Origin of the sequence: uncultured Meiothermus sp. (genome assembly GCF_937863175.1) — a bacterium.
Lineage (GTDB): Bacteria > Deinococcota > Deinococci > Deinococcales > Thermaceae > Meiothermus.
In genome coordinates this window covers 1-10,679 of record NZ_CALMCQ010000170.1, presented here as the reverse complement: position 1 = coordinate 10,679, position 10,679 = coordinate 1, and the positions used below count along the sequence as shown (strand labels likewise).

The 10,679-nt window shown below is 60.4% G+C and carries 9 protein-coding genes and 1 riboswitch; of the genes, 6 read left to right on the top strand and 3 right to left on the bottom strand.

Annotated features, from left to right (window positions below; translation table 11 throughout):
* Positions 1–250 (top strand): family 1 glycosylhydrolase (locus Q0288_RS06500; RefSeq protein ID WP_299428914.1); only part of this gene is annotated, 250 nt, incomplete at its 5' end.
* Between the two features lie 33 nt (positions 251–283).
* Complete coding sequence (gene pepF / locus Q0288_RS06495) at positions 284–2,104, top strand: oligoendopeptidase F (protein ID WP_299428912.1); 1,821 nt, start codon at positions 284–286, stop codon at positions 2,102–2,104.
* A 100-nt stretch (positions 2,105–2,204) separates the two neighbouring features.
* On the opposite strand, the gene Q0288_RS06490 is transcribed toward pepF, so the two are convergent.
* Together Q0288_RS06490 and Q0288_RS06485 are read right to left on the bottom strand one after the other, a co-directional pair.
* Positions 2,205–2,534, bottom strand: coding sequence for a hypothetical protein (locus Q0288_RS06490; protein WP_299428910.1), 330 nt, complete (start codon positions 2,532–2,534; stop codon positions 2,205–2,207).
* A gap of 599 nt (positions 2,535–3,133) precedes the next feature.
* Positions 3,134–4,750 carry a M66 family metalloprotease gene (locus Q0288_RS06485; protein WP_299428908.1) on the bottom strand — a complete coding sequence of 539 codons (1,617 nt, stop codon included), beginning with the start codon at positions 4,748–4,750 and terminating at the stop codon, positions 3,134–3,136.
* Between the two features lie 76 nt (positions 4,751–4,826).
* Between Q0288_RS06485 and proB the strand changes: the two genes are divergently transcribed.
* The 4 genes from proB to Q0288_RS06465 all read left to right on the top strand — a co-directional run bounded on the left by proB (position 4,827) and on the right by Q0288_RS06465 (position 9,774).
* Positions 4,827–5,966, top strand: a complete 1,140-nt coding sequence (gene proB / locus Q0288_RS06480; protein WP_299428906.1) for a glutamate 5-kinase — start codon at positions 4,827–4,829, stop codon at positions 5,964–5,966.
* Positions 5,967–6,038: 72 nt separating this feature from the next.
* Positions 6,039–7,292 (top strand): glutamate-5-semialdehyde dehydrogenase, encoded by a 1,254-nt coding sequence (locus Q0288_RS06475; protein WP_299428904.1) that lies wholly within the window; start codon positions 6,039–6,041, stop codon positions 7,290–7,292.
* Between the two features lie 4 nt (positions 7,293–7,296).
* Positions 7,297–8,193, top strand: a complete 897-nt coding sequence (locus tag Q0288_RS06470; RefSeq protein ID WP_299428902.1) for a YhjD/YihY/BrkB family envelope integrity protein — start codon at positions 7,297–7,299, stop codon at positions 8,191–8,193.
* Between the two features lie 99 nt (positions 8,194–8,292).
* A complete protein-coding gene (locus tag Q0288_RS06465) occupies positions 8,293–9,774 on the top strand; it encodes an ABC transporter permease subunit (RefSeq protein ID WP_299428900.1) in 1,482 nt (493 codons plus the stop codon).
* A 192-nt stretch (positions 9,775–9,966) separates the two neighbouring features.
* Here Q0288_RS06465 and Q0288_RS06460 read toward each other — a convergent pair whose 3' ends face one another.
* Positions 9,967–10,395 (bottom strand): SWIM zinc finger family protein, encoded by a 429-nt coding sequence (locus Q0288_RS06460; RefSeq protein WP_299428898.1) that lies wholly within the window; start codon positions 10,393–10,395, stop codon positions 9,967–9,969.
* Between the two features lie 78 nt (positions 10,396–10,473).
* Positions 10,474–10,639: riboswitch (FMN riboswitch) on the top strand.
* Positions 10,640–10,679 lie beyond the last annotated feature (40 nt).

The following is a 10,679-nucleotide window of genomic DNA, read 5'->3' as shown; positions in this document are numbered from 1 at the left end:
GGATGGCCGGGTTCACGACCCCAGACGCTTGCGTTATATACAAGACAACTTAGCCCAGGTTTTAAGGGCCAGGCAGGAAGGGGTGCCGGTAGACGGCTACCTGGTCTGGAGCCTACTGGACAACTTCGAGTGGGCCGAGGGTTACCGGCCCCGGTTCGGGCTGGTCTATGTGGACTATCCCTCCCAGCAGCGCACCATGAAGGACTCTGGGTACTGGTTCAGGGATTTCCTGGCCGAGCCATCCACCTGACCCACAGGTCAGTTCGGGGATAGAATAGCCGGGATGAGCCACCTGCCCAAACGATCCGAACTACCCACAGAACAAACCTGGAACCTCGAGGCCCTCTTTGCCTCGCAAGTCGAGTGGCGCACAGCGCTGGAAAACGTCATCGCTTCCATCGAAGAAGTGAAGCCTTTTGCCGGACGACTATACGAGTCGCCCGGGCTAATGCTGCAAGCCTTGCAAACCCTCGAGACCCGGATGCTGGCCGCCATGAAGGTTGCCCAGTATGCCTCACTGCAACTCTCCACCGAGGGCACCAACGCCACCTTTACCAGCATGCTGAGCGAAGCCCGTGGCGCAGTAGCGCGGCTGGCGGCGGCTGGAGCCTATCTCGAGCCGGAACTGCTGGCCATAGAGCCAGAGAAACTCGAGCTTTTCATGCAACAGGAGCCCGGCCTGGCTGTCTACCGGCATTACTTCGACGGGCTGCAAATCCGCAAGCCCCACCTGCGCAGCAGCGAGGTAGAGGCCGTGCTGGCTGCCGTCTCCGACCCCCTGGGGGGGCATAGCGCGTCGGCCTCGGCTGCGACCAACGCCGACATGCAGTTCAGGCCGGTTTTACATGAAGGTTCAGAGCTTCCGGTCTCGCACACCAGCGTGGGGGAGCTTCTGGTGGACCATAGTCCCAAGGTGCGGAAGGCCGCCTGGGAGTCGTATGCCGATGGACACCTGGCTTTCAAGAACACGCTGGCCTCTACCCTGCAGGGCAGTATCAAGGGCTTCGCTTTTCAGGCCCGCACCAGGGGCTACCCCAGCAGCCTCGAGATGGCCCTGGCCGTGAGCCGCACCTGTGGCGACAACATTCCCAAAACGGTCTACGACAACCTGATCGCTACTTTCCAAACCCACCTGTCCACCTGGCGCCGTTTCTGGCGCATCCGCAAAAAAGCCATGGGGGGCAAGATTCATAGCTACGATGCGCCCATCTACGACTCGCCCGCCCCCCTGGGAACCAGCCCCAGGATTGGCTTCTGGCAGGCCGCCGAGACCATCTGCCGGGGCATGGAACCGCTGGGGCCCGAGTACGTACAGCCCATGCGCAAGGGTCTGTTTGAGGAACGCTGGGTGGACTGGGGGCAGAACCAGGGCAAACGGGCGGGAGCCTACTCATCCGGCCTCAAAGGCACCTTCCCCTACATCTTCATGAGCTGGTCGGACGACCTCTTCTCCCAGAGTACCCTGGCCCACGAACTCGGCCACTCCATGCACAGCTACTTCACCCGGCAGACCCAGCCCATCATCTATGCCCGCTACAGCCTGTTTGTGGCCGAGGTGGCCTCCAACTTTAATCAGGCCATGGTGCGGGCGATGCTGCTACGGGAGGCGCAGACACCCGAGTACCGGCTCGCGGTGCTGGAAGAAGCTTTTGGCAACTTCCACCGCTATCTGTTTGTGATGCCCACCCTGGCCCGCTTTGAACTCGAGCTGTATCAACGCATAGAAAAGGGCGGGGCCATCACAGCCCCATTCCTGATTGAGCGCCTGGCCGAACTGTTTGCCGAGGGGTACGGCGGTGAGGTGGAGCTGGATAAAGAACGGCTGGGCGCGGGCTGGATGAACTTCTCTCACCTGTATAGTCCGTTCTATGTCTATCAGTACGCTACCGGAATTGCTGCCGCCAATGCCCTGGCAACGGATGTGTTGGAGCAAGGCGAGCCCGCTGCCAGGCGTTATATGGACTTTCTGAAAGCGGGCGACTCGGTCTATCCGCTGGATGCGCTCAAGATTGCAGGAATAGACATGAACCGCCTCGAGCCCATCGAACGCGGTTTTGGGGTGCTGAAGAGCATGGTAGACGAGCTGGAAGCACTGGTTGGGTAGGTCTGGACAAGGCTACAGAGCGAAAATACCGCTGTTGGCCAGGTTGTTGTACCCAACCTGGCCACTGGCTATCTGCAGCTTTTACAAGAAGTCCTGGACACTACTCCACAACTCTGGGAATCACAATCACCGTATGGTTGGGCAGCCAGACCCGCAGAATGTCGAGTTCGGGGCGGCCCCGGTAAATATCCACTTCGGCTTCCATCGTCACCATCGCTCCGATGGGCAGGCGCAAGGTGTACAGATGGGGGTGATCAGCATCGGCCAGTATCTGCCCACTGGAATCGGATACCAGGTACTCGTTGCCCTCGAGGTGAAAGGTAACGCGCACCCGCACAACCACCCGCTGGTCGTAGACCGGGTTAGCCAGAATCTGTGCAATCCTTCGGGTCGGAGTAGGCGCTGCGCCAGAAGCGGGTATCGGGTTCAAGACCGGCCCGGATGTGTATAGGCCCTGCCACTCAATTAACGCGCTCTGGCTTGCTTGAAGCGGGCTTGAGGATAACGCATTGCTTTGCGAAGACAAGACAAACAGCCCCGCCAGAACCAGCGTTTTTAACAACAGACCCACCCTACTCCTGTGCATAGCATTCTCCTCGCATACCGTTCTCTCATCGCTTTATCAGGGCTCGAGCCAATAAACACCCCAACCAGAGATGTAGCGAATCACTTTCATTGCAAAATAACGCGGTCTACCACATCCCTGCCCAGGCCCTTCCGCAATCAGTTTAAAGTCTAGAAATTTTGGATTAGGCAGACATTAAACCCGGGTTACTCGAGTGTAATCGCGTAACTTTGTATAGGTCTTTAGTGGAGTTTTCAGAAACACCCTGAGGGGATTCATCGGCACTGATACGTAGTCCTTCCACAGAACTTGCCTAGGCTACAAGCACCTTCGAAGACCGACTGGTTCGGTCTGGGTGAACGCTTCAATACTCGTGCTCGAGCCTGGCAGACTCGTCTGCCAGGCAACCTCGACTTAATTATCTCCCGGACAAACTGGGCGGACTGGAGCCCTTACCCTCCGCATTAGCGCCCGAATTCCTGCCGGATAGCGTTAACTCCGTCCGAAAGCACCACTTCCAGACGACCCCCGGCCTCCAATCCCTCCGTCGAGAGCGTGGCCCCACCGCCCTGAAGCCACAACCCTAAGGTGGTGCGCTGTCTGCCCAGATGCGCCACCGAAGCGTAGGGATACGCGCTATTGATCCAGGAGAGAATAATAGTGTCGCCCCGCTCGAGCAGGCCCACGTGGGATGCACCCTGGCTCTGCACCCGCAACTCTGCCGTGCGCTGGAAAATCTGACGGCCCGCCAGGGTGATTTCCAGGCCCTGTACCACCCCAGGGTTGGGCAGGCTAAAGCTAAAATGTTCTTCCGACCAGGACTCTGAGGGTGGCTGACCTGGGCCGTGGGGGGCAAGGACGCGCTCGGTCTGGAAAGAAACATCCACCACCCCCCCTGCCGCATCCAGCCGCAAACGATACGCCCCAGGCCGGGGCAGTTCGGGCACGGCTTGCAACTTTAGGATGGGATTAAGTTCGACCAGACCATCGCGAATGCGCCCGCTTAGCAGCAGCACCTCCTGGGGCACCCCCAGGTTCTGGGCCTGAGTGCTGGGGGGGCGGGTCTCGAGGAAAGACTGCATCCTCTGGTACATAAAATCGGAGATCCATTGCGGGGTGCAGTAGCTCATCACGTCTTTGTACTGGGCAGGATTGAACAGCGTTCCGCTGGCCAGGCTGTAGCCCCAGGTGCCGATCGATCCGTCGGGGTAGGGGAACCCTGGGTCGCCGGCCACATTGCATGGCGCGTGTCCCTGCCCCAGGTTGTGCCCGATCTCATGCACCATGATCCGGGCGGCGGAGCTGCTAAAGTCCCATCCCGCACTGACCGGAAAGCCAACATAGCCAATCCCGGCGATGCCGCTGCTATAGCTCACCCGCACTACCCCGTAGTAGTAGCGGCTGCTTCCGTCGCTGGTGCGAAGACTGCGGAGGGCGCTGAGCAGACTGCTCCAGTCACTGCTTGCGTTGGTGAGGGTACTGCCATAGCTAAATGGCGCACGGGTCTGGGCCTGCACATCGCGTACGGGAAGCATCTCCCGAAGCATGTCCACACCCGGAAGGGTAGGCTGGCTGGTCTGCCCAGGCTGCAGCACCGGAACCAGGGTTAAGGGCAGCACCGTGCCCGCACCCACCGCTGGCCTCAAAGTCTCGCGGTTGTCGGTCTCGTTGCTTTCTCCAATCTGATTGTCAGGGTCGGCCATCAGCCGAACCTCCATCCCGGCTACTACCCAGTTGGAGGGAACCGTGGCCCGGTAGGTCTGGGATAAGTCGGCGGTATTGATGGAGGTAGGGAGGGTCGAGGGACCCCCGAACTCTAAAGCCCCCAGCCGGCTCGAGCCCCGAAACACCTCACCCCTGATTGTTCCGGGAAGGCCCGCACGGTCGCCGATAAGGTGCACCCGCAAAAGGGCAGGTTTACCGGACACCAGGCGCAAATCGGCTCTGAGTACACTCTGGCCCCACTCGATCCTGCGGATCGTAACCTCACCCAAGACCGAGGGCACACCGGGGGCAGGAGCCGACGGGGAGGGATTGCAGGAAGCCAAAACCAGCAACGCCAGCATACTCCAGGCACGCATAATTCCCTTATGTCACCACGACAGATGCATTCGTTGAGTGAGAAAAAGCCCAAGAAGCGTTACGATTACGCAAGAGATGAAAGGCCGCGTTCCTCTGACTGCCCAAACCCACCGCCGCATCGTGGTCAAGGTGGGAAGTGCCGTGTTGAGCGGGGCTAATGGCCGACAGCAGCAGCTTGCGATCGCTGCTCAGATTGCTGCCCTGCGGGCCGAGGGGCGTCAGGTGGTTTTGGTCTCCTCCGGTGCCATGGCCACGGGCCTGGGCAAGCTAGGATTCAAGAAGCGGCCCACCACCATGCCCGGCAAGCAAGCCATCGCGGCGGTGGGGCAGCCCACCCTGATGTACTTGTGGGAGCAGGCCTTTGGCTGGTACGACCTCAAGGTGGCCCAAATTTTGCTCACCGCTGAAGACCTGGCCCATCGCCACCGCTACCTCAACGCCCGGCAGACCCTCGAGACCCTGCTGGAATGGGGCATCGTGCCCATCATCAACGAGAACGACACCGTGATGGTGGACGAGATCAAGTTTGGCGACAACGACCAGCTTTCGGCCCTGATGGCCTCGCTGGTGGGGGCCGACCTGTTGATACTGCTCTCCGACATCGAGGCCCTCTACGACGCTGACCCCCGCACCCACCCACAGGCCCGGCCTATCCAGTATGTGGAGCGGGTGGATACTGGGGTGTTGAAGATGGCCGGGGACTCGCCCAACCAGGTTGGAACCGGCGGGATGCGCAGCAAGCTGCTGGCAGCCGAGAAAGCTCAGGCCGCCGGAATTCCCACCCTGCTGCTACCTGGAACCAGGCCCCAAAGCATTGCCGAAGCTCTGCGCGGCGAGCCGATTGGCACGCTGTTCTCCGGCGGCAACCGCCGCTACAGCGGACAAAAACTCTGGCTGTACCAGCTTCCCAAGCCACAGGGGGAGGTCGTGGTAGACCAGGGCGCGGCCCAGGCGCTGCGGCAGGGCGGGGCTTCGTTGCTCCCGGCGGGCATCCTCGAGGTGCGCGGCAGTTTTGGGGTGGGCGAGGCCGTAAACTGTCTGGATAGAGAGGGTCATCTAATCGGGATTGGCCTGGTGAACTACACAGCCTCCGAGCTAGGAAGAATAAAGGGCCGCAAGACCCGGGAGATCGAGGCTGTACTGGGCTACAAAAACACCGACGAGGCCATCCACCGCGACCATTTTGCCCTGGTCTCGGAAATCGTGGAGAAGTAAAATTGCTCTAATCGGCGGCTGAACTACCCCGTACGCCCACATACCAATTTCCCAGACTGGATCGAGGTGGATATGGTAGCGATACCTGAACTAAAGACCCTGGCTCTTTACAGTAAACAGGCCGCCCGCATCCTGGCAGCGGCATCTCCCAGGGCCAAGAACGCCGCCCTGCTGGCCATGGCCCACAAACTCCAGACCCATAAAGAAGCCCTCTACGCCGCCAACCGCCAGGATCTGGAGGCCGCACAGGCCGCTGGACTCTCCAGCGCCCGGCTCGACCGGCTACGCCTTTCCGACCCGGTATTACAAGACCTGATCACCGGCCTTCAACAGGTCGCGGCCATGCCCGACCCCATTGGCGAGATCGAGGGCCTGCAAGTCCGGCCCAACGGCCTGCAGGTGGGGCGAATGCGCATTCCGCTGGGGGTGATTGGCTTCATCTACGAGTCGCGCCCCAACGCCACCGTAGAAGCCAGTGCCCTCAGCCTCAAGGCCGGGAATGCCCTCCTGTTGCGCGGTGGCAAAGAAGCCTGGCAGTCTAACCACGCGCTCTTGCAGCTGCTTCAAGAGGCTTTGCTCGAGGCCGGTCTACCTCAGGAAGCCATCCAGCTCGTTCCTACCACCGACCGGGGCGCGATTGTGGAGATGTGCCACCTCTCCGGCTTACTCGACTTGATCATCCCCAGAGGCGGCAAGGAACTGATTGAACTCGTGCAACGTGAGGCCCGGATGCCGGTGCTGGCCCATGCCGAGGGGGTCAACCATCTGTTTGTGGACGAGACTGCCGATCTGGAGAGTGCTGTACAAATTGCGCTGAACGGCAAAACCCAGCGTCCCAGCACCTGCAACAGCCTCGAGAAAGTCCTGGTGCATGTTGCGGTTGCCGAGCAATTTTTGCCCTTACTGGCTCGAGCAATGGACACGGCCACGGTTGAGCTTCGCGGCGATGAGCGAACCCGCCAGGTCATCCGCATCCCGGCTGCCAGCGGGGAGGACTGGCAGACCGAGTACCTGGATTTGATCCTGACCGTGAAAGTGGTGGACTCGCTGGATCAGGCCCTGGAGCACATCGCCCGGTACGGCTCCAACCATACCGAGACCATCTGTACCAACCATTACGCCCACGCAATGCGCTTCATGCGCGAGGTGGATGCTTCGCTGGTGCTGGTTAACGCCTCGCCCCGCTTCAACGATGGTTTTCAGCTGGGTCTGGGAGCCGAAATTGGCATCTCCACCAGCAAGCTGCACGCCTATGGCCCCATGGGTGTGAAGGAGCTTACCACCACCAAGTTTGTGGCCCTGGGCCAGGGGCAGGTGCGGGACTGAGGCCATGGCGAAATTCCTCAGCCAGCTCTACCGGCTATACACCACCTCACACATCCCGTTCTTCTCGGCTGCTCTGGCCTATTATGCCCTTTTTAGCCTGATGCCGCTGCTAATCTTGCTGGCGGGCATCTTTGGCTTTGTTCTTTCGGGCAACGATGAGCTTCGCAATGCTGTGCTGGTGCGACTTATCGAGCTGGTGGTGGTACTCTTCCCTACCCAGCCCGAGATTGCCCAGACGGTTGTGAACTTTTTGACCCGGGGAGCCTTCCCCCTCACTTTTGCCAGCCTGCTGATTTTGCTGTGGGCCAGCAGCAATTTTTTCGCCGCACTGGCCTATGCCCTGGGCATCATCTTCGGAAGCGTGTCTCAGCCGGACAAACCTGTCAGCATCGCCAGGGATAATAACGACCCCGGCCCCAGTCCTGGAAAACGGTTCAGGCAGGGAATTCACCTGCTCAGGGTGATGCGAGGACGAATACTGGGTCTGCTCTTCCCCCTGCTGCTTGGGCTGGCCCTGATTCTGTTGACCCTGCTGGGCCTGGCGATGGGCTTTTTGCTGCGCTACCTGCCGGCGGAGCTGGGCTTTCTGCGTGGGGGAGTGGAGGTGGTGGTTCCAATTCTTGGCGCACTGCTGCTCTTCTTCCTGACCTACATCCTGCTGCCTCTTCCTACCCCGAAGGTGCTGGCCGCACTGACTGCTTCGACCATAGCCGCGCTGGCCTGGCAGGGCGTGCGCCTGGGCTTACCCTTGCTCCTGCCCCGAACCCAGTACGAGCTGATTTACGGCCCCATTGCAGGATTTTTGTTGATTCTGGCGGGCTTTTACCTGACCATGTGGATACTTTTGGCGGGAGCCATGCTGGCAAAAATACTGACGGATCGCTCGAGCGACGCGATTTAGAGCAGATTTCACCATACTTATCCCTCGCCAAAGACCTGGCCTTCCGCCATTGGATTTCCGAATGCACTGCGCCAGTGTGTGGGCGTTATGCTAAAAGACATGAGTCGCCCCATACCGACCCCAGCCCAGGCTACCGAAGCCCCTGCGGCCATCCGGCTTGCGGGGGTTTCGGTGAAGTTTGAGGGAAGGGAAGTGCTCAAAGGGGTGGATCTGGAGGTCGGAAGGGGCGAGTTTATTGCCATCATCGGGCCGTCGGGCGGGGGTAAGAGCACCCTGCTACGGGTGGTGGCCGGGCTGCTAAAAGCCCAGTCCGGCACGGTGGAAGTGGTGGGTCAGCCCGCCATGGTTTTTCAGGATTATCGGCTGTTGCCCTGGCGCACTGTTGAGCAGAATATTGAGCTGCCCATCGAACTCACCGGGCGCGGCAGGATCGAAACCCACCTGGGAATGAAGCCCTATCTGAAGCTCTACCCGCACCAGCTTTCCGGTGGCATGAAAGCCCGGGTGGCCATCGCCAGGGCGCTGGCCCAGGATGCCGAGGTGCTGCTGATGGACGAGCCTTTTGCAGCCCTGGACGCTCTGGTGCGCGAGCGCTTCAACCTCGAGCTCAAGCAACTCCACGAGCGCACCGGTAAAACAATTCTCTTTGTCACCCACAGCATCCGCGAGGCTGTATACCTGGCCGACCGGGTGGTGGTGCTGACCGGCGGCAAGATTGAAGCGATTCTGGACACCCGCAACGAGGGGCGCATAACCGCTTTTACCCAGGGTCTCGAGGCCGACCTGCGCGAACAGCTGGGCGTGGCGGACTCCACCTTCATCGAACCCCCACCCAGACCCCTGCGCCCACCCTGGGAGATGGTGGGGGTGCTGGGTCTACTGGCCCTGTTTTTTGTGGCCTGGGGGATCATGGCTTACCGGGTTCCAGTGTTTGTACCCGCACCGCTGGCCGTCTGGGAAGCGCTGGGCCAAAACGCCGGGATGCTTGCCCAGAACGCGCTGCTCACCCTGCGAACCGCTGGGCTGGGCATCCTCACTTCGCTGGCCATCGGCCTGCCGATAGGTTATGCGATGGGACGTAAACGCTCGCTCGAGCGCCTGCTCTCCCCCTTCATCGTGGCTTTCCAGGCCATCCCGACCATCATCGTGGCCCCGCTCCTGATTATCTGGTTTGGCTATGGGCTGGGCTCCAAAGTGACCATAGCCGCTCTGATCTCAATTTTTCCGGTAATGGTCTCGAGCATGGTGGGGGTGCGGGAGGTTGACCGGATCTACCGCGAGGTCTTCCAGAGCATTGGGGCCAGTGCCTGGGGGGTGTTTAGCAAGCTCGAGTTTCCTGGTGCGCTTCCGGTGATTCTGGGGGGCCTGCGCCTGACGGTCTCGCTGGCCCTGATTGGGGCAGTGGTGGCAGAGTTTGTGCTGGGCGGTGGTGGGCTGGGGCACCTGGCTCAGACCGAGCAACGCAACTTTAACTATGCCAGCTCCTTCTCGGCGGTCGCCGTGACGGTACTGCTGGGGATCACCCTGTATGGGCTGGTGGCCTGGCTCGAGGGTTACGTGCTGCGCTACAGAAGAAAGTAGCGGAGTACTTCGAACCTGTTCCGTTGCGCTTACCGCAATGCGAACCGCGAGTTGGCGGGAACAAGCAACCGGGTCGTCGCTGCCACCCTGGTGCGCAGCTCAGGGCAAAGTTATTCAACAGATGCAAATGGTTCGGACAGGGTAGACTCTTCGCTCACCGGGTGGACTCGCAACAACTGCCTGGAGCCGGAATCACTCGTAGCGTTGCAGTAAATTGTAAGCGAATTCGTGCAGAAGCTCCGGGCGCTCCTCGGAGAGTTGCCATAAAAAGCGCAGCAGTTCGTCGTCGGACAGTTCTCGCAGGGGCTGCATGTTCAGCGGTACGCTTCTGCCAAGCTTTCTCCTGATAAAGATTTCAGGTGCTTCCAGGGCCGCGAACGCCACTGCTGCCACGTGTTTGCACACCGGCCCCCAGGCATAGGGGCACGAACAGCGCCACTCGCCCCTGGTCAGGTTGATTTCGACCCGGTAGGGAAAGGGCGCACTGCCCGCAACCCGTGCCTGTATGCGCCCTCGGCTCCGGGCCGCTTCGATAACCGCCCCGCTCATAAAGCGTTCCTTTCCTCGCGTCAGTACCCTCTCATCGGCCAGGGCCAGCAGGCTCGTTAGTTCCAGGTGCACCTCTCCATCAGAATCCAGTTTGCTTCACTTTGCAAGCCTCAGCTTTGTGAATAGACTGAATTCGGGTCAGACTGACCCAAATTCCTTCAGGGCGGGGTGCAACTCCCCACCGGCGGTAAAGGTGACCTCGAGTAAGCCCTCGGATCACTTAAGCCCGCGAAGCCTGGAAATTTGCGGCGCATCCAGGCCCGATTGCGTGTAAATCGCAGGCCGACGGTGATAGTCCGGAGGAGAGAAGGGGTGAAGCCCAGGTGTCCTGTGCCTGGGCGTGGCGGGATGTGCGA

What these genes read in the sequence shown, in the direction of transcription:
- pepF (WP_299428912.1), top strand. Translation starts at nt 284, where the DNA reads ATGAGCCACCTGCCCAAACGATCCGAACTACCCACAGAACAAACCTGG.
- Q0288_RS06485 (WP_299428908.1), bottom strand. Translation starts at nt 4,750, where the DNA reads ATGCGTGCCTGGAGTATGCTGGCGTTGCTGGTTTTGGCTTCCTGCAAT.
- proB (WP_299428906.1), top strand. Translation starts at nt 4,827, where the DNA reads ATGAAAGGCCGCGTTCCTCTGACTGCCCAAACCCACCGCCGCATCGTG.
- Q0288_RS06475 (WP_299428904.1), top strand. Translation starts at nt 6,039, where the DNA reads ATGGTAGCGATACCTGAACTAAAGACCCTGGCTCTTTACAGTAAACAG.
- Q0288_RS06470 (WP_299428902.1), top strand. Translation starts at nt 7,297, where the DNA reads ATGGCGAAATTCCTCAGCCAGCTCTACCGGCTATACACCACCTCACAC.
- Q0288_RS06465 (WP_299428900.1), top strand. Translation starts at nt 8,293, where the DNA reads ATGAGTCGCCCCATACCGACCCCAGCCCAGGCTACCGAAGCCCCTGCG.